This is a genomic window from uncultured Campylobacter sp. (assembly GCF_938039245.1).
Lineage (GTDB): Bacteria > Campylobacterota > Campylobacteria > Campylobacterales > Campylobacteraceae > Campylobacter_A.
Genome location: NZ_CALHVN010000035.1, coordinates 1 through 22,868 on the forward strand (window position 1 = coordinate 1; position 22,868 = coordinate 22,868).

The window sequence follows — 22,868 nt, forward strand, 5'->3', positions numbered from 1 at the left end:
TGCTTGCAGTTGTGAGCAAAGCAAAGCAAAAACTAATTCAAAAACAACGTAGCGACGCCGCAGGCGGGATTTCTATAAAGACGCTCAAAAGAGGAGCCGCCGTTAAATTTTAATGGCGAAGTATTTTTGTTCTAGACGAGGCGGATTTAAATTTTACTACGGGAGCTACCTCGTCGGTAGTGACCGAGTAAAATTTAAATCCAACGAAGTATAAACCAAAAAGACGAGCAAGCAAGAAAAGGATAAAAATGGTAAAGAAAGCGGTTTGCATAATGAGCGGCGGCATGGACAGCACGCTGTGCGCCGTCCTCGCCAAACGCGCAGGCTACGAGATTATCGCGCTGCATTTTGACTACGGACAGCGCACGATGAAGCGCGAAAAGCTGGCGTTTGAGCAGATCTGCGAGCGTATCGGCGCGCTAAAAAAGGTAAATTTAGACGCTAGTTTCATAGCAAGCATCGGCGGCAACGCGCTAACGGACGAGAGCCTAGCCATCCGCAAGGACGGCGCCAAGCCCGACGCCCCTAGCACCTACGTGCCGTTTCGCAACGGTATCTTTATCTCTATCGCCGCCGCGCTAGCCGAAAAAGAAGGCGCGCAGGCGCTATATATCGGCATCGTCGAGGAGGACGGCTCGGGCTACCCCGACTGCACGGCGGATTTTATCGGCAAGATAGAAAGCGCCGTAAATGCCGGCACTTCAAAGGACTTTAGCCTGCGAATCGTCACTCCGCTAGTAAATTTAAGCAAGGCCGGCATCGTGCGAAAGTCGCTGGAGGCGGGCTCGCCGCTGGAGCTAACCTGGAGCTGCTACGAGCGCGAGGACGAAGCCTGCGGCGAATGCGACAGCTGCCGCCTAAGACTGCGAGGATTTGAGCTAGCGGGCGAAAAAGATAGGATAAAATACGTAAATTTAAAATAAAATTTCTAAAAATCGGCATGGGCCCGTCTGTAAATTTAGTACGAAATAAAATTTATCCGCCAAAACGCGGCGAACGCTCTACCGCCGTTTTTGTTCGGCAAATTTAATCGCTGTGGCGGTTTTAAGGATTTTGGGCGGTAGGTATTTTTGGCAATATCCGCTTTAAGGACGGAAAACAAAACGCCTACTTTAAATTTTGCTAGCATCTACGCTACTGCACTAACCGATCATGCAAAAGCGACCGCGGCATGCCTCACAGGGCAAGCACTATTTGGACGCTTTACTTAAAAACTCGCAGGGCAAGCTCTGCCGATTTACGCATTTTCCCGTCAAATTTATCGGTAAATTTGCGGCTAGTAAGCAAATGGTTTTTAAAGATTAGATCAAATTTGTAGCAGATAAAGGCGAAAATACGCGCTAAATTTGAGATTATTATAAAATTTCGCCAAACAAATCAGGCTCGGGCGCGGCCAAATTTAGCATCGCTTCAAGCTCCTCTTTTTGGCATTTAACGAGAGCGTAGTGAAAATTTGAAAGATTTTTCAGCTCGGCAAGCTCCTTAAATCTTATCGTAGCCGCCGCGCTTCCTACAAAATCCTCCGGCACGCAGATCTCGATACCGCCGCTAAAATTTCGCGCGAGAAATGCCGCCTCCATATCAAAAAGCTCGTCGTCGCTCTCTGTGATAAAGGCCTGAGAGCTTGCGCCAAAAGGCACGACGCGAAAATTTTTATTTATAAAAATAGGCTCGAAATGCCCCAAATTTCGCGTGTCGCCGAGCTTAAAAGAAAAGCCCGCGCAGATCAGATACTTCAAAAGTCCGCAAAGATAGTGCGTGAAAACTTTAGGGAAATTTAAGTTTGGATAATAAACGCCCTCGCAAACGACGCTAGAGGCAAACAGCGAGCCACCCTGCGCGCAAACCGCGTCTACGTCGCTAAAAACGGTGTCATATAGCGGCGCGATCTTGGATAAAATTTTAAGATCGTCCGTGAAAAATAGATCGCCGGCGCCCGCTTTCATTATCTTTATAAAAAGTCGCGTCGCATCCTCGGGCAGCAAGCCAGCTGCGTTGCCTGCGACATTTTTGCCTAGGCTAATACGTGCGAGCAAGGTCTTTTGCACGGGATTAACGGAGCAAAATTTGAGATTTTTATAACTAGCCTCAAAACGCATCAGTCGCATCAGCGCGGCGCTGAGGCTATCGACCTTGATAAAGGCGACCTCGGGATCGATGACTTCGCATCTTTGCTCGACGAGCACGGCATAGGCGCCGTTTGCGACGGCCGCAGCTATCTCGTCTGCGCCTGCTCCAAGCCCGATGTAGGCGTAACCCTGACGCACATTCTTGCTCTCAAACGCAAAGCCCTCCACGGCGCTGACGCTTGGCTTGTTTAGCGCTTCGCCGTTGATGAGGCGCCTTAGGTTTTCGATATTCACGCCGTTTTAGCCTATTTCTGAGCCGTTTTTTACCGCGGCCATCGGCGCGATGAGACACAGCAATCCGTCCTCGGCGCTAAGGATCATACCCTCGGATATATGGCCGAAAATTTTAGCCGGCTTTAGGTTTGCCAGCACGCAGACCTGCTTGCCGACGAGATCCGCCGGAGCGTAAAATTTGGCTATGCCCGATAAAATTTGACGCGGCTGCTCTTCGCCAAGATCGATCTTAAATTTAAGCAACTTCTCGCTGCCTTCGATATTTGAGCACTCAAGCACCGTGCCTACTTTTATGACGCATTTTTTAAAGTCGTCGATTTTTATTTTCGCGTCCGATTTTTCTTGCGGCGCGGCGGTGGTTTTGGCCGGTTCGCTTACGCTTGGCACCGCAGTCGCCATCAGCTCTTTTTCTATTTTTGGGAAAAGCGGCTGCGTTTTTTGCGCTTTAAAGTCCAAAATTTCATTGTTTAGGATGATTTTTTCGTAAGTCGCCGTCGAGATCTCAAAGCCTAGCGTCTGCGCGATCTTTTCGCAGGTTCTTGGCATCGCTGGGCTTAACAAGACGGCCACGCGAGCCAGCAGGTTAGCGCATAGCGATACGAGTGCGTTTGCTTCGTCTTTTTTGCCGTTTTTCATTAGATTCCACGGCTCAAATTTAGCTATGCTCGCGTTTGCAAGCGTTAGCGCCTTAAAGAGCTCCTCGAGGTAGCGGTTCGTGGCGAAACTCTCTAAATTTTTGATAGCGTTTTGCAGGTATTCGTTGCCGCTATCTAAAACCTCGCCGTAAAATTTGCGTAAATTTTCGCCCTTTATCTCAAAGTCCGAGTACTTTTCGCTCATGCCGACTATACGGCTTAAAAGATTGCCCAGATCGTTGCTAAGCTCGGAGTTTATGCGCTCGATCATAGCTTTTTGCGAGAAGTCTCCGTCCTGTCCAAACGGCACTTCGCGCAGCATAAAGTAGCGGAAATTTTCCAGTCCGTACGCGTCTGCGACCTCGCTTGGATTGATGACGTTGCCCTTGCTTTTACTCATCTTTTCGCCGTCTCTCGTCCACCAGCCGTGAGCTGCGATGCAGCGAGGCAGCGGCAGATCAAGGCTCATCAAAAACGCCGGCCAATACACCGCGTGAAAGCGCAAAATATCCTTGCCGACTATATGCGTCGCGCCTTTCCAGTAGTTCATCTTGTCATCGCCGCGCGTGTAGCCAAGCGTGCTAAGGTAGTTTATGAGCGCGTCTAGCCAGACGTACATCACGTGTCTTGGTTCGTTTAGGCTCGCAGGCAGCTTGATGCCCCACTCAAAGCTCGTGCGAGTGATTGAGAGATCGCGCAGGCCGCCTTTTACAAAGCTCACGACCTCGTTTTTCTTGCCGCGCGGCACGATACAGTCCTCGTTCTCCTCGTACCATTTTAGCAGCGCGTCTTGGTATTTTGATAGTTTGAAAAAATAGCTCTCCTCTTTTACCAAATTTGTCGGCCTACCGCAGTCAGGACACCTCTCGTCCTCTAAAAGCTGCGTCTGCGTAAAAAAGCTCTCACAGCTAACGCAGTAGTACCCCTCGTACTCGCCCTTGTAAATGTCGCCTTTTTGATACATTTTAAGAAATGCGTTTTGCGCCGTAAGCTTATGATAGTCGTCGGTCGTGCGGATAAAATGATCGTAGCTGATCTCAAATTTATCCCACAGCTCCCTAAATTTAGCGCTTATCTCGTCAGCATAGGCTTGCGGCGTGTAGCCCTTTTTTGCGGCGGCTTGCTCGATCTTTTGCCCATGCTCGTCGGTGCCGGTCATAAAGTACGTATCATCGCCCTTTAGCCTCGCAAATCTCGCTATGGTATCTGCTATCACGGTCGTGTATGCGTGTCCGATGTGCGGCACGTCGTTTACGTAATAAATCGGAGTCGTAATATAAGTCGTGTTCATATCTTTCCTTTTTAAATTTAAAAATCAAATCCGCCGCCGTCGCCTTTAGACATCGAGCTATATACGGCATCTACATAGTTTTTGCGGGTTTTGCACTCAAACATCGCCTCGCAGGCAAAGCACGAGTTTAGCCCCTTTTCGCGCTGACAGGCTTGTAAAATTTCTCTTTGGCGATCAAGCTCCAGCTCAAATTCGTCCTTCTGAGCTACGTCATGCTCCACGACATGCTCGCTCATTTCGCGCTTCCGTAAAATTTATGCAGCAAATTTATCTCGTCTTTAGAGCCGAAAAAGCAAGGCGTGGTTTGATGGATTTTTTCCACTTTCATATCAAAAAGCGTTGCCGAGTATCCGTCGCTAGTCGCACCGCCCGCGCGCTCGTAGATGAAGGCAAACGGCAGCACCTCAAATAGCGCTCTTAGCTTGCCCTTTGGCGCGTCGGTCGTAGCCGGATAGCTAAAAAGCCCGCCGCCTTTTAGCAAAATTTGATGTAGGTCGCTCACCATGGCGCCTGAATATCTAAGGCGATACCCCTGCAAAAACAGCTCACGGATAAATTTAGCGTGAGTCTCGCTCCAACCTTTTTGCGTAGCGCCGGTGGCGTTTAGCTTGCCTTTTTGAGCTAGAGCGAGGTATCTGATAAACCTAAACTCGCCGTCTTTATCCAAGCGAAAAAACGCCGGCGCGGTTCTATCCGTACAAAGCACGAGCTCTAGGCGCGGGCCATACACGACGTAGGCTGCGGCTTTTAGATTTTGCGGAGTTAGCTCGTTTTCGTAAATGCCAAAAATCGAGCCTATAGAAAAATTTACGTCCACTAGGCTAGAACCGTCTAGCGGATCGTAGGCGACGATAAATTTCGCGTTCTCGTTTAGCGCCAGCATATCCTCTTTTTCTTCGCTAACGAGCGCTTTTACGCAGGCTAAATTTGCAAACTCAGCCGTAATGATTTCGTCGCTTCTCACGTCTAGCTTTAGCTGCGTGTCGCCCGTGGCGTTAGCATGATCGGTGTATCCTAGATCGGCGTATTTTATCTCTTCGCCGATTTTTACGGCGATCTTTTTAATCGTTTCAAAAATTTCGTTCATTTTAAAACCTTTGCGTTTTTTAGTATCCACTCGCAGATAGCCTGCGTGTCGTCTAGATCGAAGTTTGGCTTATCGATCTCGTAGTCTTTTTTATAGCTTGCGATCGCGTTTGAAAAGCTAAGATAATCCTCGTTTATCTCGTCCTTAAACACGCTAATGCGCGGTAGCGGCAGGGTCTTTAGCCCCTCTACTAACAGCAAATCAAATTCGCCTGCCATCGCTACGACGTCCTCTACGCTCTTGCTCTCCTGCGAGAAAAAGGTCGTGCGCGTCGGACTCATAACCGCAACCTCGGCGCCTATTTGAGCAAATTTATAGCTATCCTTACCCTCGACGTCAAATCTAGCTTTATCGCCTGGGTCGTGCTTGATGATCACGACTTTTAGCCCGTCATCTATAAATTTTTTGGCGACCTTTAAAATAAGCGTAGTTTTACCGCTGTTTGAAGGTCCCGAAAAAGCCATTGCCGCTTTCTTCATTTTTCTCCGAATTTTCAAAATTTACGCCGATTATAGCAAATTTAGGCTTTTTAAAAGCAAAATTTATCTAAAATAGCGCCAAATTTAAAGAGGTTTTAAAATGAAAAAGAGCGTATTTTTCTTAAGTTTTATTTTGGCGTTAGTCGGTTGCGCGGACAAAAAATATATCCACGAACCGCTAAAAAACGAGCTTTTAGCTTACACGAGCAAGTCTGAGATCATAGATGAAAAGACTAACATCCTAATCGTCGCGACCTATCTAAATCCGATCTATAGCGAGCTTGCGGGCAAACAAAGAAGAGAGAAATTCGTCGTGGCCGTGCATCCTAAAGAGGTTAAAATTTTAGAGGAGAGCTTTGCCGCAAACGACTTGCAACAAGGCATCATGGTTAGACGCCTAGCCGCAAACGATCCGCTTTTGCAAAAAGTCAGCTTTGAGGTTCCGTGGGCGCAGTATTTCGAAGTCAGCACCCCAGAGATCAAAAGCGATAAAATCAACCTTACTTTCGAAATTTATCCGTCAAAGAAGGCGTCTTTAAGCTTTCAAAAAGTGTCGAAATCGATGTACTGGAACGGAGAAGCCTTAGGTAAATAACGTAGTTTGCGAGTACCTTTTTGCCGTAGTCGCGACTCTCGGCAAAGGGCACGAGCTCCATGGATAAAAACGGCTCATACTCGCCCTCGTTAAAAAGGTCGCCTCGCTGAAGCATCTTCTTAGTAAAGCCTATACCGCCGTTATACGCGTAAGCGACAAAAAGCGGATGGTAGAGATATTTCTCCAAATAATTTAAATGATGATCCGCAAATTTTAACGCAAGGCGCGGATCAAACATATCGTCTTGATCGAAATTTGGGATTTGCAGCTCTTTTTTGCCGATATGGTTAGCCAAAAACGGCATAAACTGCATCATACCGAGCGCATAAGAGGTCGAGATGACGGCCGGGATAAAGCGGCTCTCTTGTCTGCCGATCGCGTAAAGTAGCGCTTTTCTAGTCGCATTTACGTCCTCTAGCTCGTCCACAAACGGCATGACGAAATAGCTATCCTTGTAGCCGCTTGCTTTTTCCATCAAGTAAGCATAGTGCCCAAGCGTCTCTTTGGTATTAAAAGTCTCGGAGTGCCTTGCGGCGTCCTGCGCACTCATCTCTTTTATCATTTTAAAGGTCTTTTGCCACAAAAACGGATCTTTTATGTCGTAGTCTGCCACCTTTTCTTTCGTAGGCGTCGGCGTGACGATATTTACGGCGGGACTTGCTCCCGTTAGCTCGTTTGCGTAAAGCGTATAGATATTTACGTCGCGGCTTTGATTTAGCTTCTCGAGATAGCTTCTGTCATTGCTTAGCAGATACAGCCAAAACACTGCGTTATCCTTGCGGTCTTGCCTCTCAAAGGCGGCCTGCGCTCTAGTAAAAAACCTCGTCGCGTCTTTTGGAGAATTTAACAAAACCGCATTAACGCCGAGCATAAAGGCATCCTTGCCGGCAAGCTCAGTTTCTTTTATCGCGAGAAAATTTTGCCTAAATTTGGCCGATTTCTTATCGATTATCAAATCGTTTGCTAGAGCGTGAAACTCTTTTTTAGCCGCGAGCAAATTTATAAAATTTGCGTCAAATATCTTGTCGAATTTATCCTTGTGCGAGGACTGGTTAAAATAAACCAAAAACGCGTCCGTATCGTTAAATTTGGCAAACTCATCCTCGGGGTGCTTCTCGTTTAAGGCGCTAAGGCGACGATAAAGAAGCGGATCGGAGTCTTTAAATTTATCCGCCAGCTTTTGCCTCGTTTCCTTTTTTAGCTTCATCATAAAAGGCACTCGCAGGCGCTGTTTTTGGCAGGCTGCGTTTGCGTCTAGGATATTTTTCGTGCTTACGCCGTCGCACTCGCTTTTTACTTTTTTGGGCGGCAAAATTTCAGCCAGTTTCTTTGCTAGTACGCCCGCTCGGCGAAAGACGTCTTTATTTAAAATTTGCGCCTGCTCCTTGGTGTAATCGCCTTCGGTTAAAAGACGGTAAAAGTAGTAATCCTTAGCAAGCCCCTTAGGCTCGTCTTTTATCTCCTCAAAGCTCTTAACTCCGCCAAACGCCGCCGCCGCAAAAATCGCAGGCAGGATAAATTTAAGCAGCGTACGCAAACATGAGCCTTACGAAAAATATATCTATAAACTGAAGCGACAAAAGCACGATAATAGGCGCTATATCTATACCGCCAAAAACCGTCGGTATCACGCGGCGGATAGCGCCGTAAACGGGCTCGGTGAGGCGGTAGAGCAGTTGCACGATAGGATTATAAGGATCGGGGCGCACCCAGCTTACGATCGCTGCGCCTATGATGATCCACGTGTAGGCGCTGATAACGATATGCAGGATACTGCCGACTGCTTCTAAAAATACCGAAAATATCATCGTAAAATTTCCTTTAGATACGGTTTGATGAGCGGATATAGCTCGCTAAGCTCGGGGCCGTGTTCTGCTCCCGTGAGCAAAATCCTAAGCGGCATAAAAAAGCCTTTGCCTTTTAACCCCGTGGCGTCCATGAGAGCTTTTTTTAGCTCGTTAAATTCGCCAAATTCGCTCAAATTTAATGAAGTTGCGGCGGCTTTTATAGCCTCGCAGCCCGCCTTAAACTCATCCGGAATAAATTTGGTCGCAAAAATCGCATCGACCTTGGCTTTGATCTCGGTTAAAAGGCTACTTTCTTGCGTGTAAAATCTAGCTATGGCGGCAAATTCAGGCTTTATGCCCATTAGCGCGGCTAGTCTTGCATCGCTTGCTCTTTTTATGTGCTCACGGTTGATGTATTCTAGCTGCTTGACGTCAAATTTAGCCGGAGAGGCCGAGACTTTCGAGATATCAAACCACTGCGCGGCTTCTTCTATCGTAAAGATTTCAACCGGCGCCTTGTAGCCTAGCGAAACGATGTAGTTTGCGATGGCTTCTGGCATAAAGCCTTGCGAGAGCAGCCATTTTACGCTACTTTCGTTCTCGCGTTTGCTCATTTTTTTGCCCTCGACGTTTAGGATGATTGGCAGGTGGGCGTAGTTTATCTTTTGCGTATAGCCTAGTCCTTCGCGGATCAGGTCTTGTTTTGGCGTGTTGCTGACGTGATCCTCGCCGCGGATGACAAAGGTAACGCCCTCTAGCATATCATCGACCGCGCAGGCGAAGTTATACGTCGGCGTAAAATCAGCCCGCATAATCACAAAGCTATCGACGTTTTCAGGCTCAAAGCTGATTTCGCCCTTTATCGCGTCTTTAAATTTCATCGTGCCTAGCGGCTTTTTCATGCGCACGACGAAAGGTTTTTGGTTATTTAGCACTTCATTGTCGCTTAGATACTCGCACGTCCCGTCGTAGCGGTAGGCTTCGCCTCTAGCCTTGGCGGCTTCTTTTTTAGCTTCTAGCTCGCTTTCGGTGCAAAAGCACGAAAACGCCTTTTTATCTATCAAAAGCTTTGCCGCAAATTCGCGGTGAAATTTCAAATTTTTACTTTGATAATAAAGCGTGTCCCATTTGATCCCGAAAAGCTCCAAAATTTCTAAAATTTCCTTGTCTTTTCCGGGGATATTGCGCTCCTTGTCGGTATCCTCGATACGGATGATAAAGCCGCTTTTATCCTGGAGCGAACAGACGTAGTTTAGGATCGCAACCCTTAAATTTCCCAGATGCATATCGCCTGTAGGCGACGGCGCAAAACGATACATTTTTATTTCCTTATTGATTTTTGGGGCGATTATAGCATTTTTGGCATTTAACCTCGCTTTTTTATCTTTTGTGAAGCTAAAATAAATATAATTGATATCTAATTTTAAAATTTAAAGGAAAAAGATGAGTTTCATCAAGGAATTTAAAGAATTCGCGATGCGCGGCAACGTCATCGACATGGCCGTGGGTGTCGTGATCGGAGGGGCTTTCGGTAAGATCGTTAGCTCGCTAGTAGGCGACGTAATCATGCCTATCGTGGGCGTACTAACTGGCGGCGTAAATTTTACGGATTTAAAATTTACGCTAAAAGACGCGGTCGGTGATACGGCTGCCGTAACCGTAAACTACGGCTCGTTTATACAAACGATGGTCGATTTTACGATTATCGCGTTTTGTATCTTCTGCGTAGTTAAGGCTATAAATTCGCTCAAAAAACCAAAAGCGGAGGAGCCGAAAGCCGAAGAACCTGCGCCGGTGCCTGAGGATATAGCGCTTCTAACCGAAATCAGAGATCTTTTAAAAAATAAATAAGAGCGCAAATGCTAGAGCAAATCCCGTTTTTTCAGGAGCTAAACGAGGCCGAGCTAAAAAGGCTGGAAAATATCAGCATCCTAAAAAGGTATAAAAAGGGCGAGTTTTTATTTATGGAGGGCGAGGAGTCAAAGTGGCTCCATCTCCTTATAAAAGGCTCTCTCAAACTCTATAAAATCGGCCCTAAAGGCAAAGAGATTTTTATGCATCAGTTTAACGGGATTAGCTTCGTAGCCGAGCTTGCTAACTTTGAAAATATCAAATTTCCGGCGACGGCGATATTTTTAACAGGCGGCGAGGTGCTAAAAATCGACTACGATAAATTTTACGCCGAGTTTTTATCAAATCCGCGCGTATCGCTACAAATCATCAAATCGCTCTCGCAAAAGCTAAAAATCGCAAGCGAGCTGATACACCAAGAACTCGTGCTAAACTCCGAGGCCAAGGTTGCGAGCTTTCTCGTTAATCACTCAGACCTTTTTAACGAACTAAAACACATCAAAATCGCCTCCATCCTAAACATCACTCCAGAGACGTTTTCAAGGATTTTGGCGAAATTTAAAACTCAAAATTTGATCGAACTAGACGCAAACAATAAAATCGTAAATATCGCCACAAGTGAACTTTCGGAGATGTTTGAAGGCTAGAGTCGGTATTTGCGAATTTAATGCTTTTTTAGCGCAAACCGATTTTTGTCCGTTTTTAAACCTAAAATTCGGTTATAAAAATAAACTCGTCAAATTTCCGAGTCTTTCGCATATTGCAATTTTATCCACGCAATCGTAATACCGCGTCAAATTTATAAATTTATTCGTCGCAAGCCAGATTCAAATTTAACTGATTACAAAAGCAAGGATGCATAAAATCTATAAATTTAAAATTTAAGTCACCATATCTGCAAAAAGTTTCAATAACGCAATACGCGAAAACGCCGCGACAAAGCGGTATTTTTCCTTTAAATTTGAATACCGAATTTTAATTTTTCTTCTTTTGTGCAGCCTCAGTATCTGCTAGCGAAGTGATTTCGTATTTTTGATCGATGTAGCCCATTTCTAGTAGCTTATTAAAGATTTTAGCCGTTAGAGGTCCGGCAGCCAGACCGCCGTGTCCGCCGTGCTCGATGATAACGGTAACGGCATATCTAGGCTCCTCGTACGGTCCGTAGGTCGTGACCCACGCGTGCGAGCGGCGCAGATACTCCATGTCCTCTTCTTTCATACGCTTTTTTTCGGCCTGCGAGATGCCCACGACCTGCGCGGTACCCGTTTTTGCCGCTAGCGTTATCTTTGCCTCTTTAAAATATTTATGCGCGGTGCCTTTTTTATGATTTACGACCTCATACATCGCCTTTTGGATGTACGGGAGTTGCTTTTTCTCAAACGGCGTAAGGATATCGTCCTCCGGCTCAAATTTAACTTCCTCGCCGTTTACGCTGCGTAAAAAATGCGGGACGATATTTTTCCCCGTCGCTAGGATGCCCGTATAGCGCACCACCTGCATCGGCGTCACGAGGAAGTTACCCTGCCCGATCGAGGTGATCAGCGTCTCGCCCTGATACCACGGCTGAGCATATTTTTGCATCTTCCACTCGCGTCCGGGCACGATACCGACAAATTCGTTAGGCAGATCCACTCCGCTTTTTTGCCCAAAACCCAACCGCTCTAAAACCGGGGTTATAGCGTCGATGCCGACCTTTAGGCTGCCTTTATAAAAATAATCGTCGCAGCTCTCGCGGATGGCTGAGTTCATATCCATAAAACCGTGTCCGTAGACGTTCCAGCAGCGGAAATTTCGCCCTCCAAGCTCAAATGAGCCAGAGCAAAAATACCCATCGGAGCGGCTCATCTTACCGGTGTCTAAAAACGCCATCGCCACGCCCACTTTTATAACAGAGCCCGGCGGATAAAGGCCGTTTACGAGTTTATTTGTAAAAGGATGATCGATGCTTTTAACAAGCTCGTCCCACTTAGCTTGCGAAAGACCAGTAACAAACGGGTTTAGATCATACTCGGGGAAGCTGCCCGCAGCCAGTATCGAGCCGTCTCTCACGTCCATAACGATGATGACGCCCGCGTTATCGCCGAAAATTTCTTCAATGTATTTTTGCATCTCAAGATCGATCGTGAGCGATATATCCGAGCTTTGCGGGTAACTCACGGATATCTCCTCGACCTCCTGATTTAGCGCATTTACTTTTACCTTTCGTACGCCCTCTTGCCCCTGCAAGACGGAGTTATAAAAGCGCTCCGTGCCGCTTCTGCCCGTGTGATTGGTTAGCTTTGCGACGGGATCGGACTCTACGTCTTGCTGGTTTGCGCGGCCGACGTAGCCGATGATGTGCGAAGCTAGGTTATTATAGGGATAGTGGCGCTTGGATGCCGGCTTGACCTCCAAATTTTCTCGCAGCGAGAGCTCGGCTATACGCGGTATCATCTTGTCATAATCCATAAAATCGATAATCTGAATGAAATCTTGGTTATAAGGCGAGTCGGCCTTGACGTATTCTCGCTTTAGCTTGGTGACGTTTAAGTCCTCGAATAAATTTTGCAAATTTGCAAGCTCGGTATCTAAAATTTCAGCCTTTTTGCCGCTTAGGTGCGGCTTTAGCGCGACGGAAAAGCCGAGGCGATTTACCGCCATCGGTCGGCCTTTGGCGTCTAAAATCAGCCCCCTAACGGGAGCTAAATACTGCGTTTTCACCGCATTTTGCTCGGCAATCTCCTCGTAAAAATCGTTTGATTTGACGCTAAGATAATAAACGCGAACCAGCAAAAGTACCCAGACGCTAAATATGATGCCAAAAACTATGCGCATCCTCATAAGCGCCCCCTAAACAAAACTACCGCCAAAACGGACTCTACGCCCACGTAAATCAGGTACTCGTAGTCAAATTTTAGCATCGGCAAATTTGCCGCATAAGAGATAAAAGAGCTAGTAGCGCAAGTCCAAACATAACCGCTAGCGACGAATCCGACCGCCAAAAGCTCTCTTGATTTTAGCGTAACGATGAGCCAATCAGACATCAAATAATAAAAAAGCATAAACGCGATCACCGTCGAAAACAGCGCAAACCCGTGCGCCTGCTCGGCAAAAGTGAGGTAAAATAGACAAAAATACCACTCCTTGCCAAACTCCTTGAGCGTCTTTTGCTTTTGTAAGGTTAGCATGATCATGTAAGTAAAAAATATCCCGATAAGAGGCGGCAGGTGCGTAAATACCGTCGTTATGCTCTGATAAAATACCAAAAAAACAACCCAAGCAAGCTGCTTTAAAAATCGCTTCTCCGCGCCAAGTCTTCGCATCGCCGCACTCGTTCGCATAGTTAGAAGTTTTTAGCTAAATTTGCAAATTTAGCCTTAGCGCCGTTTAAATTTGTAAATTTAGCTAGAAAATTTGATGGTAAAAATGTCAAAATTTGCCTGCGGCTTTTTGATTTCATTACAGCCCCAGCGCGTTTAGATATATAAGCTCGTTTGCCTTTTCTACGCCCGTTTTTTTAAGCGCTGAGACAAAATGCGCGCTCGGATAAACCTTTAAAACCGCGCTTTTTTGGCTTTGATTTAGCTTGTCTGATTTTGTGAGGAAATTTAAAATTTTTTGATCGGGGCGCAGGAAGCTTTGCAGATAATCATTCACGCCCCTATCGATTTGCATATCAAACTGGCGCGAGTCAATGAGATGTACGAAGAGCTTGATATTGGCTCTAAATTTTAGATATTCGTCGAGGTTTTTTCTCCACTGCGCGTGCATGCTTTTAGCCACTTTGGCATATCCAAAGCCCGGCAGATCGACGAAGGTCAAATTTGCCCTCTCCTCGCTTGGTTCGCCTTGCTCGTTTTTGATACCGCGCGCATACTCGACCTCGAAAAAATTTATGAGGCGCGTTTTGCCCGGCGTCGAGCTGCTTTTGGCTAGGCCTTTTTGATTAACCAGGGCGTTTATGAGGCTGCTTTTACCGACGTTTGAGCGCCCCAAAAACGCCACTTCGCTAGAATTTGCAGGCGGAGCTAGCGATATGTCGGGCGCTGAAATGAGAAATTTTGCGTTTAAAACGCGGATCACTTTTTATCCTCGACCTGGAATATAAATTTGACCGGCTCTTTTTTGCCGCTGTTTACGTTATACATACCACTATTTTGATTGACCGTGATCTTTTCGCCGTAGACTTTTTTATCGCTTTCTATCTCGTGCAAAAAGCCGTTGCCGTTTATCGTATATAAATTTGGCGTTGGCTCATAAATAAGCTCGCTGCCGCTGCCGTCGTATGTTTTATTCTTGATAAATACTCTAAATTTGGCGTTGCCAGAGGCTACGTATTTTAGCGGATTGCGATTTTTATCAAAATGTATAACGACGAGATTAGCAGTTAGCGTATCTTTGCCCTTTTTAATATTTACGTTGCCTTTAAATTCGCTTATTTGCTTGCCTTCATCGGCATAAAACTCGTCTGCCGTGATCTCTACTTGCTCCGCTAAAAGCGGTAAAGCGCCAAGCGCCAAAACCAAAGCCGTCTTTTTAATCAAATCTATTTTCATCATTTTTCATCCCGTTTCTTTCTATCTTGTTCTATCAGGGCAAACGCTTTTTTGATATAAGCCTTTTTTAGCTCAAAATCGTAAACCAAAGCCTTGCCGACTACCTTATCCTCGTCGCGCGTCATCGTAAAAGGTGTCTCGGTCGCGGCTACTTTCGTCGCCGTACTATAAACGACCTCGTCCGAAAAAAACGTCAATTTTTCGCTATTAGCATATTTAGCGTTACCTTTAAATTTAATGCGACCTCCGTTATAAAATGCCTTATCTGCGCTAACGTTATGTTCCTTGTTGTCCTTAAAGATTTCTGCCCTAAATTTTATAAACTCGTCAAACTCGGCGTATCTATTCCATGTATCGGCTTCGTATCTAGCATTTACTGTCGTGGCGTTTATCTCATAGTCCGTAACCGCGTTCATCTGCATATCCGCGCTAACTTCGCCGCCCTTTAAGAGCTCGCTGTAATAAGGCTCCTCAATCGCCAAATAAACCATCGCCACGCTAAAAACGCTAACGACGATATAAAATATCCTTATAACCAACGTTTAGCCCACTCTTGCCTTAAGCCTTCGCTGTCTATAAGCATCTCTATCATCTCGCGTACCGCACCATTGCCGCCTTTGTAATTAAGCTTCGTTTTTACTTCAAGCTCTTTGATCGCGTTTTTAGGCTTAAAGCTCCATCCGACGCTTTTTAGCAGCTTGTAGTCGTTATAATCATCTCCTATAGCCGCAGCGTTTTCAAACTCTAATCCCTCAAATTTAAGTATCTGTTTTGCGGTTTCAAATTTATCGTTAACGCCTTGATAGACGTGCGTTATTTTTAGATCCTGCGCCCTTTTTTCGACGATTGGAGAGCTTCTACCTGTGATAATCGCGGCTTTTTTGTCAAGCTTTAGCCAACTCTCGATGGCGTATCCGTCCTTGACGTCAAAAAATTTAAGCTCGTCGCCGTTAGGGCTATAAACGATCTTGCCGTCGGTTAGACAGCCGTCTACGTCTAAAAATATAATATCTATCATAACACGCCCTTTGTGCTAGGTACGCCGACTCTGGAGTTTTTGGCTAAAGCCCTTCTTAGCGCGACGGCGCAGGCCTTAAAGCTAGCCTCCAAAATATGATGAGAGTTTCGTCCGCGGATTTTAGCGATATGTAACGTAATTGCGGCATTAAAAGCTAGAGCCTGGAAAAATTCATTCGCTAGCTCTACGTCAAATTCGCCAACTTTGCCTTCGTTTATACTCTCATAGACTAAAAACGGGCGATTTGAAAGATCAAGCGCGCAGTTTACCGCAGCCTCGTCCATAACAACCGTCGCCTCGCCAAATCTCTCGACTCCGCTAAGCGGATAAATTTTCTCGCGCAAAGCCTGTCCGATGACGATACCTACGTCCTCTACGCTGTGATGAAAATCTACGTGCAAATCGCCCTTGCAAGCAAGCTTTATATCAAAAAGCGCATGCTTGCAAAAAGCTTCAAGCATGTGATCGAAAAATCCTATACCGGTACATATCTGGGCTTTACCGCTACCGTAAATTTCAAGCTCTAGGATAATATCCGTCTCTTTTGTCTTTCTTTGCATTTTATTCTCTCACGAAAAACGCGCCCGCGATATGGCCGGCATTTATAAAGTCTTTAGCCTCGTCCTCGCTTCTAAAGCCGGCTATAAACACTCTATATACCTTACCTCCGTCAAGCTCGTAAGACTTTATAACAGTATCGTACGCTCCATTACCGTATTTACCGGCGTATTGTTGTCTTTGCGCATTTGCGCCGCTTAAATTTTTAAACGCGCCGATTTGCACCATAAAGACTCCGCCGACAAAACTTTGCTGCTGGGTTTTAGCTATACCCGAACTTTGCGCGCCAGGTTTATTTTTGGCCTGAGGCGCCTGAACGGTAGTTTTGTCGCTAACGTTACCGTTAAAGCCCACGACTTCGAGCAAAACCGGAGCCGTGCCGGCGTTAAATACGTCGAGCTTTACCGCGCCGGTTTTTGAAAGGTCGATTACGCGCCCGGCCACGAAAGGACCTCTGTCGTTGATACGCACGACGATGCTTTTGCCGTTTTTTATATTCGTCACGCGCACCATCGTATTCATCGGTAGCGTCTTATGCGCCGCCGTCATAGCGTGCATGTCGTATACTTCCCCGTTTGACGTCCTTTTACCGTGAAAATCAGGCCCGTACCAGCTAGCTACTCCGCTAGCTCTATCGCCGACTTTAACGACCGTAGGATAGTACGTTTTACCGTTTATGGTATAGGGACGCATCGTGGCTTCGTGCATGCCTTTAGATGAGTTTATTTTACCGCTTCCGCCTTTTTTAGAACCGCCGCCCGTTATGCCGCCCATAGGCGAGGTCAAAAATGAACAGCCGCTCATAAAAAAAACCAAAAATAGGCTAAAAAATATAAATTTAACTCTACTCGGTTGCGGCAAGTTTAGCTCCTATAGAACCGTTTGAGCTCATTAACGTATTAGCCTCTTTTAGATCTTCAAGCGCGACATCGAATTTTTGCGACACTTCGCCCAGCGTCTCTCCGCTTTTTACCATATATTCCGCCAAATAATTTACATTTTGTTCGCTAGGTATGACTAGTTTTTGATCAGGCTTAATTTCATTTGAAGCAAGGCCGTTGTACTCTTTTATAATTTTATGATTTACACCCGTTTTTTCGGCTATGGTTAGCAACGTATCGTTTTCTTTGACGGTATAAATTTCAAATTTTCTATTTTTTGCAGCCTCGAAATTATCGTTAAACATTTTCTTTTTATTAGACGGTATATATAGATAGTACGGCTTTTGCGTCGGAGGAGTGTAGACGAATTTTAAATGCATATTGTTTTCTTTCATCTTTTTTAGACTAAGTCCTATGCTATCGCCAACCTCCATCAGCGTAGTACCGCCCGGGACGCTTACCTTAGATAGTTCGGCATTTTTTACGGCATCTTGGGTCTTGGTTTTAGCCACCAGGCTTTCTTGTTCTTTGGCTATATGCGCGATGGTTAAAATTTTCTTTACGAATCTTTTCGTCTCTTTGGGAATATAGCTTTTTTTATCGTCGAGTAAAACGGCTAGATCGTCGGTACCGGCCTTTTTTATTCCCTCTCTTAGCCTTGCGTCGCCGCAGTTATAGGCCATCATCGCAAGATACCACTTTCCAAAGTCGTTTTTTAAGCTTTGTAAGTATTTAGTGGCCGCAGCAGTAGCCGCCATAGGGTCTTTTCGCTCGTCGGCATATTTATCGACTCTAAGGCCGTAAAGCCTAGCCGTAGACTCCATAAATTGCCAAATTCCGATGGCTTTCTTGCTAGATACTATATGGTTTGAAAAACCGGACTCCGTCATAGCAAGATATAAAAACGACTCCGGAATACCTGAATCTTCTATGATCTTTTGAAGCATCGGGATATGCTTATGACCGTTTCTTATGGTATCGGCAAACTCTTTTCTTTTGCTATCTTTGATAGATTTTTTTATATCGTTATAATGAGAACTCTTCATAAATTTAGCGTCTATGTCGAATTCTTTTAAGATCATCTTTTGGGTTTGCTCTGCGTCGCTACCGGTTGCGGACGCAAAAAGCCATCCCGCACAGGCTAGACACAGCATTATTACTCTAAAGATTTTCATTTTTATCCTTGATTACGTGTTAAATTTCATAAAAATTTTCTTCGCGTTTTTCGTAGTTATTTGCATTACCTCTTCTTCTTTTAAATTTAAAATCTCAGCCATCTTTGCCGCAACCAACCGCGTAAAAGCAGGCTCGTTTCTTTTGCCTCTAAAGGGCTCCGGCGTCAGATACGGCGCATCTGTTTCAAGTAGCAGCCTATCTCGCGGAATTTGGGGCAAAATTTGAACCAAATTCTTTGCGTTTTTAAACGTCAAAACTCCGCCGATACCAAAATAAAATTCGCCAATTTTAGCAAGCTCCAAAAGCAACGGCGAAGCGTTATAACAGTGCAAAACCGCAGCTACTAGCCTGCTTGCATACTCTTTTAAGATATTAAAACTATCTTCGTTTGCGTCTCTTATGTGCAAGATAACAGGCAAATTTAACTCTACGGCCATATCAAGTTGCGCTCTAAATACGCGCTTTTGTTCGGCTTTTTCCGCTTCTTTTTCGTTCTCATCCTTAGGCAAGCGGAAATAATCAAGCCCGCACTCGCCCACGGCTATACACTTTTTGTCTCGCGCAAATTTACGCATCGTCTCTTCGTCAAATCCCGCTTTCTCATACGGATGAACTCCGACGGCAAAAAATACGTTTTCAAATTCGCGGGTTATTTTAGCCGCTTTTGGTAAATCATTAATATCAGCCCCCGGTATCAGTACTCCGCCGATACCGTTCTTACGGGCATTTTCAATAACTTGCGCAAGGTCGCCTTCAAAGCTTTTATCATCCAGATGACAATGCGTGTCTATTATCATCAGGCTATTTCTACCCTATTTCGACCGTTTTGCTTAGCTCTATAAAGAGCCTCGTCGGCAAGCTCCAAAATCTCGTCGACGTTATAATCGCTTTTACCGAAAGTAACGCCTATAGAAACCGAAATTTTAACCGATTCGTTTTTAATATTTATCGGATTGGCAGCTATTGCGGCTCTTAATCCGACGAAAAATTTAACCGCGTCTTCTTGCGATACGTTTTTTAATAAAACGCAAAATTCTCCGCCGCCGAATCTAGCCGCTATATCGCTGCTTTTGGTGTCGTCGATTAATTTTTTAGCCAGTAGTTTTAAAATTTTATCGCCGCTATCTTGTCCGTATTTATCGTTGATATTTTTAAGCCCGTCTACATCGATCACGGCTACGGCGTAAGGCATAGGATTTTCTTCCAAACTTGCCAAGTATCCTTGCATATCGTCGTAAAAATACCTTCTATTAAATAATCCGGTTAGAAAATCTTTATTGGCGAAATTTGCGATTTTATTGATATTTTCCATATTTTCTATAGTATTATTTACGCGGCAAATAAGCTCTTCTTTTAAAAACGGCTTAGCGATAAAATCATTAGCTCCGTTTTTCAAAAATACCGCGCCGCTAACGTTTTCGTTCGCGCTAGTCATCATTATAACGCCTAGCTCGTTTTTATCTTTTTGTTCTCTTAGCTCTTTTAAAACCTCCAAACCGTCTTTTACCGGCATGCCGTAATCAGAAACCACGAGTTTTATATCGGGATTATCGGCAAAATAATTCATCGCCTCTTCGCCGTGAGCCGCCGTAAATACTTGAAACTGTAAATTTTGTAGTATTTTTTTTACGTCATTTCTAGTCTGCATTACGTCTTCTACCACCATGACCTTATACTGCTTGTTATTTTTTAGCCTATCTATCATATGGAATATATAATTTACGTCGCTCATATTTCCCTTATAGACGTAGTCCACGATGTCCTTATCCATAAAAGTCTCTCTAGTCTTATCGTCCATACTGCCTGTTAAAACTATAATCGGCAATCCCTTAGACGCTACGAAATCGACCACTTCGCCGTTTGGAGCATCGGGCAAATTTAAATCGAGCAAAGTTATAAAATAATCCTTAGCCTTCGTAAGAAACGCCTGAGCTTCCGCTAAGCTGTGAGCGACGTCCACTTGCATTTCGGTATTATCTTCCATCTTTTTAGCGATTAGTTTTGCCAAGGCTTTGTTGTCTTCGACGATTAAAATTTTATTATTTTCCATCTTAAATTATTACCTTAATATTTTATTAAACAATTAATTCTATCATCTTTTTTCTTTTCAAAAGATAAAATTAATAAATTTTTCAGTTTAGCAAAAGCTGACGGGCGAAATTTATCGCTTCCTCAGTTATACGTTCGCCGCTTATCATTCTGGCTAGTTCGCTCACGCACTCTTCGCCCTTTAGCTCTCTTACGATCGAGGTTTCGCCGTGCTTTTCTACTAGAAAATGCGAATCGGCCTTAGAGCTTAGCTGCGGCTGATGCGAGATGGCAAAAATTTGATAAAATTTGGCCAAATTTAGCAGCACGTTTGCGATACTCATCGCCTCTTTTCCGCTTAAATTCGCATCTATTTCATCTAGGATTATGACGCCCTCGCCGCCTCCGGTGATCTTGCTTTCGCTCGCGATAAAAGCTAACCTTAAGCGGTTTAGCTCGCCCGAGCTTAGATTTTTTAGCGCCGTCTCGTTTAGGCTCAAATTTACCTCGTCCCTGCCGGCGGCGTCCAGGGTTTTACTATTTATCTTTAATGAAATCTCGCTCATATAAAGCTCTTTTAGAAACGAATTTATGAGCGCTTCAAGCTCCTTTAAATTTTCCGCGCGAGCCTGGCTGATTTTATCCGCCAGCGCATTTACCGCGGCTTCATTTTGCTTAAATTTACGCTCCAGCTTGCTCTTTTCAAAGCTTATATTTTCGTACCTTGCAAGCTCTGCTTTGCGCGTTTTTAGCGTCTGCAAAGCCTCCTCCTCGCCGCCGTAGCGACGCACGAGCGAGTTTATCGCCTCGATGCGGTCTAGCACGCCCTCGATATCCACGTCTTCTAGCTCGTCCATGTTTAGATTTTCGCGCGCTACTCGCAGCTCGTTCATCGCCTCTTCAAAGAAGCTGCTATCGATATCGCTGATGTTTAGCGCGTCGGTCACGGCCTGCTCGAAATTAAAAATTTGCTCCGCCCTATTCCACGCTTCTAAAATTTTATCCTTTTTACTCAGGCGCTTTTTTAGTTCCATTAGCTCGTCAAATTCGCCGATTTTCGGGCTCACGCTTTCTATTTTATTGATTTCAAAAGAAGCAAATTCCTTTAGCTCCTCCACTCTTTTTTCTTCGTCAATTATTTTTCTCAGCTCGCGCGAGATCCGGCTAAATTCTTCAAATTTGAGCCTAAATTCGCTCAAAATTTCGTTAAATTTAGCGTCTTTTTTCGCCTGCAAGCTATCAAGCAAATTTAAAAATCTCTCGTTTTCAAATTCGTTTATTTCCTTTGCGGATAGGTATTTTACGTGCTCTTTGGCGATACTGGCGAGATTTTTTTTAGAAACGGCTTGCGAGTTTATAAAGTAGCGCGTCGTTTTGTCGCGAAAAAGCTTAAAGGTATTTATCTCCTCGCTCTCAAGGCCAAATTCCTCAAGGTTAAATTTATGCGAGACGTCGGCCTCTATTAGCTTAGCTTCGCTGTCTTTTAGGCCAAAAACAGCCATTATCGAGCCCATCAAGACCGACTTGCCCGCGCCGCTAACGCCCGTAAATACGCTAAGTCCGCGCCCGAAATTTAACTCGACGTTTTCAAAACTCAAATTTTGCTTTATCAAAATCCGCTCAATCATTATAACCCCAATGCAGCTTTTCTTTTAAAATTTGAAAATAATCTCTCCCGACGTGGCGGATTAGCCGCGCCGTACTCGAGCTTAGCGCCATGCTCACGCTCTCAAACTCGCTCATCTTATACCTATCCTGCCCGTCTATAACCAGCACTGCCGCGCTTGCGGTTTTAAATTTGATCTCAAATCCGCGCGGAAGTACGACTGGGCGCTGCGTGAGCGAGTGCGAGCAAACGGGCGTAACCAAAAACACCTCGCTCAAAGGATAGGCTATCGCCCCGCCCGCGCTCATGTTGTATCCGGTAGAGCCCACGGGCGTAGAGACGATGACGCCGTCGCCAAAATACGCGTTAAAGTATTTTTCGTTCCAAAAAGCCTCTATGTGCGTCATGGAGCCAACCTTTTCGCCCACGATTACCGCGTCGTTAAAGGCGATTTTATGCAAAATTTCCCCGCTTTTTTTGTGCAAAAAAACGTCAAGCATAAAAGGGGTCTCGACCTCAAATTTACCCGCAAAAAACTCGGCGAAAAATTTCTCGCATTCATTCATCGTGATATCGGTCAAAAACCCCAGTCTGCCCGCGTGGATGCCTAGCACGAAGGGGGAAATCTCGGCTGCACTTCTACAAAGCGAGATGATCGTGCCGTCGCCTCCGAGCGAGATCAAAAAATCGCACTCCGTAGCCAGCTCGCACACCTCAAATCCTTGCAAATTTGAGCCCTCTTTTAAATTTAGATGTTTAGCCGCCGCGTTTTCAAACAAAATTTGAACGCCGTACCCAGCCAAAATCTCGCGCAAAATTCGCGCGTTTTTGACCGCGTCGCCGTTGATTTTCGCGACTAATCCGACCGTTTTTATCTCGGAAGGAAGTAATAAATTCTCTTTTTTCATAGGGCGGATTTTATCACATTTTGTTTTAAAAAAGCTGGGAGCAAGCAAATTTCTAGTATAATCGGTGCGT

The 22,868-nt window shown here is 45.2% G+C and carries 25 protein-coding genes; 4 read left to right on the top strand and 21 right to left on the bottom strand.

What is annotated here, in order from left to right:
• Nucleotides 1-248 precede the first annotated feature (248 nt).
• Nucleotides 249-923, top strand: a complete 675-nt coding sequence (gene queC / locus Q0218_RS06185; RefSeq protein WP_297967562.1) for a 7-cyano-7-deazaguanine synthase QueC — start codon at nucleotides 249-251, stop codon at nucleotides 921-923.
• 432 nt (nucleotides 924-1,355) lie between these two features.
• Here the strand turns inward: queC and Q0218_RS06190 are convergent, their stop codons facing one another.
• The 5 genes from Q0218_RS06190 to mobB are packed head-to-tail and all read right to left on the bottom strand — an operon-like array spanning nucleotide 1,356 to nucleotide 5,855.
• Nucleotides 1,356-2,363 carry a ferrochelatase gene (locus Q0218_RS06190; protein ID WP_297967564.1) on the bottom strand — a complete coding sequence of 336 codons (1,008 nt, stop codon included), beginning with the start codon at nucleotides 2,361-2,363 and terminating at the stop codon, nucleotides 1,356-1,358.
• A gap of 6 nt (nucleotides 2,364-2,369) precedes the next feature.
• Complete coding sequence (gene metG / locus Q0218_RS06195; RefSeq protein WP_297967567.1) at nucleotides 2,370-4,289, bottom strand: methionine--tRNA ligase; 1,920 nt, start codon at nucleotides 4,287-4,289, stop codon at nucleotides 2,370-2,372.
• A gap of 17 nt (nucleotides 4,290-4,306) precedes the next feature.
• Nucleotides 4,307-4,525 carry a hypothetical protein gene (locus tag Q0218_RS06200; RefSeq protein WP_297967569.1) on the bottom strand — a complete coding sequence of 73 codons (219 nt, stop codon included), beginning with the start codon at nucleotides 4,523-4,525 and terminating at the stop codon, nucleotides 4,307-4,309.
• A complete protein-coding gene (locus Q0218_RS06205) occupies nucleotides 4,522-5,376 on the bottom strand; it encodes a class 1 fructose-bisphosphatase (RefSeq protein WP_295142586.1) in 855 nt (284 codons plus the stop codon). The genes Q0218_RS06200 and Q0218_RS06205 overlap by 4 nt, the downstream gene beginning before the upstream one ends.
• Nucleotides 5,373-5,855, bottom strand: a complete 483-nt coding sequence (gene mobB / locus Q0218_RS06210) for a molybdopterin-guanine dinucleotide biosynthesis protein B (RefSeq protein WP_297967572.1) — start codon at nucleotides 5,853-5,855, stop codon at nucleotides 5,373-5,375. Before mobB ends, Q0218_RS06205 begins: the two co-directional genes overlap by 4 nt.
• A 100-nt stretch (nucleotides 5,856-5,955) precedes the next feature.
• On the opposite strand from mobB, the gene Q0218_RS06215 reads away from it, so the two are divergent.
• The gene (locus Q0218_RS06215) at nucleotides 5,956-6,450 is read left to right on the top strand and encodes a hypothetical protein (RefSeq protein WP_297967575.1); all 495 of its coding nucleotides are present in this window, start codon (nucleotides 5,956-5,958) and stop codon (nucleotides 6,448-6,450) included.
• Here the strand turns inward: Q0218_RS06215 and Q0218_RS06220 are convergent.
• The 3 genes from Q0218_RS06220 to gltX are packed head-to-tail and all read right to left on the bottom strand — an operon-like array spanning nucleotide 6,356 to nucleotide 9,556.
• The gene (locus Q0218_RS06220; RefSeq protein WP_297967578.1) at nucleotides 6,356-7,987 is read right to left on the bottom strand and encodes a lytic transglycosylase domain-containing protein; all 1,632 of its coding nucleotides are present in this window, start codon (nucleotides 7,985-7,987) and stop codon (nucleotides 6,356-6,358) included. The two genes, Q0218_RS06215 and Q0218_RS06220, sit on opposite strands and share 95 nt — an antisense overlap.
• Nucleotides 7,971-8,258: a YggT family protein gene (locus Q0218_RS06225; protein ID WP_297967581.1), complete on the bottom strand. Its 288-nt coding sequence runs from the start codon at nucleotides 8,256-8,258 to the stop codon at nucleotides 7,971-7,973. The genes Q0218_RS06220 and Q0218_RS06225 overlap by 17 nt, the downstream gene beginning before the upstream one ends.
• Nucleotides 8,255-9,556: a glutamate--tRNA ligase gene (gene gltX / locus Q0218_RS06230; protein ID WP_297967584.1), complete on the bottom strand. Its 1,302-nt coding sequence runs from the start codon at nucleotides 9,554-9,556 to the stop codon at nucleotides 8,255-8,257. The genes Q0218_RS06225 and gltX overlap by 4 nt, the downstream gene beginning before the upstream one ends.
• 124 nt (nucleotides 9,557-9,680) lie before the next feature.
• On the opposite strand from gltX, the gene mscL reads away from it, so the two are divergent.
• Both mscL and Q0218_RS06240 read left to right on the top strand, forming a co-directional pair.
• Nucleotides 9,681-10,088 carry a large-conductance mechanosensitive channel protein MscL gene (mscL, locus tag Q0218_RS06235; RefSeq protein ID WP_297967586.1) on the top strand — a complete coding sequence of 136 codons (408 nt, stop codon included), beginning with the start codon at nucleotides 9,681-9,683 and terminating at the stop codon, nucleotides 10,086-10,088.
• 8 nt (nucleotides 10,089-10,096) lie between these two features.
• Complete coding sequence (locus Q0218_RS06240; protein ID WP_297967588.1) at nucleotides 10,097-10,735, top strand: Crp/Fnr family transcriptional regulator; 639 nt, start codon at nucleotides 10,097-10,099, stop codon at nucleotides 10,733-10,735.
• Between the two features lie 328 nt (nucleotides 10,736-11,063).
• Here Q0218_RS06240 and mrdA read toward each other — a convergent pair whose 3' ends face one another.
• The 13 genes from mrdA to Q0218_RS06305 form a co-directional block, all read right to left on the bottom strand.
• Complete coding sequence (gene mrdA / locus Q0218_RS06245; protein ID WP_297967591.1) at nucleotides 11,064-12,908, bottom strand: penicillin-binding protein 2; 1,845 nt, start codon at nucleotides 12,906-12,908, stop codon at nucleotides 11,064-11,066.
• Nucleotides 12,905-13,390, bottom strand: a complete 486-nt coding sequence (locus Q0218_RS06250; RefSeq protein WP_297967594.1) for a hypothetical protein — start codon at nucleotides 13,388-13,390, stop codon at nucleotides 12,905-12,907. Before Q0218_RS06250 ends, mrdA begins: the two co-directional genes overlap by 4 nt.
• 136 nt (nucleotides 13,391-13,526) lie before the next feature.
• Nucleotides 13,527-14,150 carry a ribosome biogenesis GTP-binding protein YihA/YsxC gene (yihA, locus tag Q0218_RS06255; protein WP_297967597.1) on the bottom strand — a complete coding sequence of 208 codons (624 nt, stop codon included), beginning with the start codon at nucleotides 14,148-14,150 and terminating at the stop codon, nucleotides 13,527-13,529.
• Nucleotides 14,147-14,623: a lipopolysaccharide transport periplasmic protein LptA gene (lptA, locus tag Q0218_RS06260; protein ID WP_297967681.1), complete on the bottom strand. Its 477-nt coding sequence runs from the start codon at nucleotides 14,621-14,623 to the stop codon at nucleotides 14,147-14,149. Before lptA ends, yihA begins: the two co-directional genes overlap by 4 nt.
• Entirely contained in the window at nucleotides 14,623-15,162 is a 540-nt protein-coding gene (lptC, locus tag Q0218_RS06265) for an LPS export ABC transporter periplasmic protein LptC (RefSeq protein WP_295142557.1), read from the bottom strand. Before lptC ends, lptA begins: the two co-directional genes overlap by 1 nt.
• Nucleotides 15,153-15,641: an HAD hydrolase family protein gene (locus Q0218_RS06270; RefSeq protein ID WP_297967600.1), complete on the bottom strand. Its 489-nt coding sequence runs from the start codon at nucleotides 15,639-15,641 to the stop codon at nucleotides 15,153-15,155. Before Q0218_RS06270 ends, lptC begins: the two co-directional genes overlap by 10 nt.
• Nucleotides 15,638-16,201 carry an imidazoleglycerol-phosphate dehydratase HisB gene (hisB, locus tag Q0218_RS06275; protein ID WP_297967602.1) on the bottom strand — a complete coding sequence of 188 codons (564 nt, stop codon included), beginning with the start codon at nucleotides 16,199-16,201 and terminating at the stop codon, nucleotides 15,638-15,640. Before hisB ends, Q0218_RS06270 begins: the two co-directional genes overlap by 4 nt.
• 1 nt (nucleotide 16,202) lies before the next feature.
• Nucleotides 16,203-17,060 carry a septal ring lytic transglycosylase RlpA family protein gene (locus tag Q0218_RS06280; protein WP_297967604.1) on the bottom strand — a complete coding sequence of 286 codons (858 nt, stop codon included), beginning with the start codon at nucleotides 17,058-17,060 and terminating at the stop codon, nucleotides 16,203-16,205.
• Nucleotides 17,044-18,255, bottom strand: coding sequence for a lytic transglycosylase domain-containing protein (locus Q0218_RS06285; protein WP_297967606.1), 1,212 nt, complete (start codon nucleotides 18,253-18,255; stop codon nucleotides 17,044-17,046). The genes Q0218_RS06280 and Q0218_RS06285 overlap by 17 nt, the downstream gene beginning before the upstream one ends.
• Nucleotides 18,256-18,267: 12 nt before the next feature.
• Nucleotides 18,268-19,053, bottom strand: a complete 786-nt coding sequence (locus Q0218_RS06290) for a TatD family hydrolase (protein ID WP_297967608.1) — start codon at nucleotides 19,051-19,053, stop codon at nucleotides 18,268-18,270.
• Nucleotides 19,053-20,306 carry a diguanylate cyclase gene (locus Q0218_RS06295; protein WP_297967609.1) on the bottom strand — a complete coding sequence of 418 codons (1,254 nt, stop codon included), beginning with the start codon at nucleotides 20,304-20,306 and terminating at the stop codon, nucleotides 19,053-19,055. The genes Q0218_RS06290 and Q0218_RS06295 overlap by 1 nt, the downstream gene beginning before the upstream one ends.
• 82 nt (nucleotides 20,307-20,388) lie before the next feature.
• Nucleotides 20,389-21,912, bottom strand: a complete 1,524-nt coding sequence (locus Q0218_RS06300) for an AAA family ATPase (protein WP_297967610.1) — start codon at nucleotides 21,910-21,912, stop codon at nucleotides 20,389-20,391.
• Complete coding sequence (locus tag Q0218_RS06305; RefSeq protein ID WP_297967613.1) at nucleotides 21,905-22,798, bottom strand: NAD(+) kinase; 894 nt, start codon at nucleotides 22,796-22,798, stop codon at nucleotides 21,905-21,907. The genes Q0218_RS06300 and Q0218_RS06305 overlap by 8 nt, the downstream gene beginning before the upstream one ends.
• Nucleotides 22,799-22,868 lie beyond the last annotated feature (70 nt).

Coding starts and splice junctions, on each gene's coding strand:
- Q0218_RS06285 (WP_297967606.1), bottom strand. CDS start 18,255: ATGAAAATCTTTAGAGTAATAATGCTGTGTCTAGCCTGTGCGGGATGG.
- hisB (WP_297967602.1), bottom strand. CDS start 16,201: ATGCAAAGAAAGACAAAAGAGACGGATATTATCCTAGAGCTTGAAATT.
- metG (WP_297967567.1), bottom strand. CDS start 4,289: ATGAACACGACTTATATTACGACTCCGATTTATTACGTAAACGACGTG.
- Q0218_RS06205 (WP_295142586.1), bottom strand. CDS start 5,376: ATGAACGAAATTTTTGAAACGATTAAAAAGATCGCCGTAAAAATCGGC.
- mscL (WP_297967586.1), top strand. CDS start 9,681: ATGAGTTTCATCAAGGAATTTAAAGAATTCGCGATGCGCGGCAACGTC.
- Q0218_RS06295 (WP_297967609.1), bottom strand. CDS start 20,306: ATGGAAAATAATAAAATTTTAATCGTCGAAGACAACAAAGCCTTGGCA.
- gltX (WP_297967584.1), bottom strand. CDS start 9,556: ATGTATCGTTTTGCGCCGTCGCCTACAGGCGATATGCATCTGGGAAAT.
- mrdA (WP_297967591.1), bottom strand. CDS start 12,908: ATGAGGATGCGCATAGTTTTTGGCATCATATTTAGCGTCTGGGTACTT.
- Q0218_RS06270 (WP_297967600.1), bottom strand. CDS start 15,641: ATGATAGATATTATATTTTTAGACGTAGACGGCTGTCTAACCGACGGC.
- Q0218_RS06250 (WP_297967594.1), bottom strand. CDS start 13,390: ATGCGAAGACTTGGCGCGGAGAAGCGATTTTTAAAGCAGCTTGCTTGG.
- Q0218_RS06240 (WP_297967588.1), top strand. CDS start 10,097: ATGCTAGAGCAAATCCCGTTTTTTCAGGAGCTAAACGAGGCCGAGCTA.
- queC (WP_297967562.1), top strand. CDS start 249: ATGGTAAAGAAAGCGGTTTGCATAATGAGCGGCGGCATGGACAGCACG.
- Q0218_RS06200 (WP_297967569.1), bottom strand. CDS start 4,525: ATGAGCGAGCATGTCGTGGAGCATGACGTAGCTCAGAAGGACGAATTT.
- mobB (WP_297967572.1), bottom strand. CDS start 5,855: ATGAAGAAAGCGGCAATGGCTTTTTCGGGACCTTCAAACAGCGGTAAA.
- Q0218_RS06290 (WP_297967608.1), bottom strand. CDS start 19,053: ATGATAATAGACACGCATTGTCATCTGGATGATAAAAGCTTTGAAGGC.
- Q0218_RS06300 (WP_297967610.1), bottom strand. CDS start 21,912: ATGATTGAGCGGATTTTGATAAAGCAAAATTTGAGTTTTGAAAACGTC.
- Q0218_RS06225 (WP_297967581.1), bottom strand. CDS start 8,258: ATGATATTTTCGGTATTTTTAGAAGCAGTCGGCAGTATCCTGCATATC.
- lptA (WP_297967681.1), bottom strand. CDS start 14,623: ATGAAAATAGATTTGATTAAAAAGACGGCTTTGGTTTTGGCGCTTGGC.
- Q0218_RS06305 (WP_297967613.1), bottom strand. CDS start 22,798: ATGAAAAAAGAGAATTTATTACTTCCTTCCGAGATAAAAACGGTCGGA.
- Q0218_RS06215 (WP_297967575.1), top strand. CDS start 5,956: ATGAAAAAGAGCGTATTTTTCTTAAGTTTTATTTTGGCGTTAGTCGGT.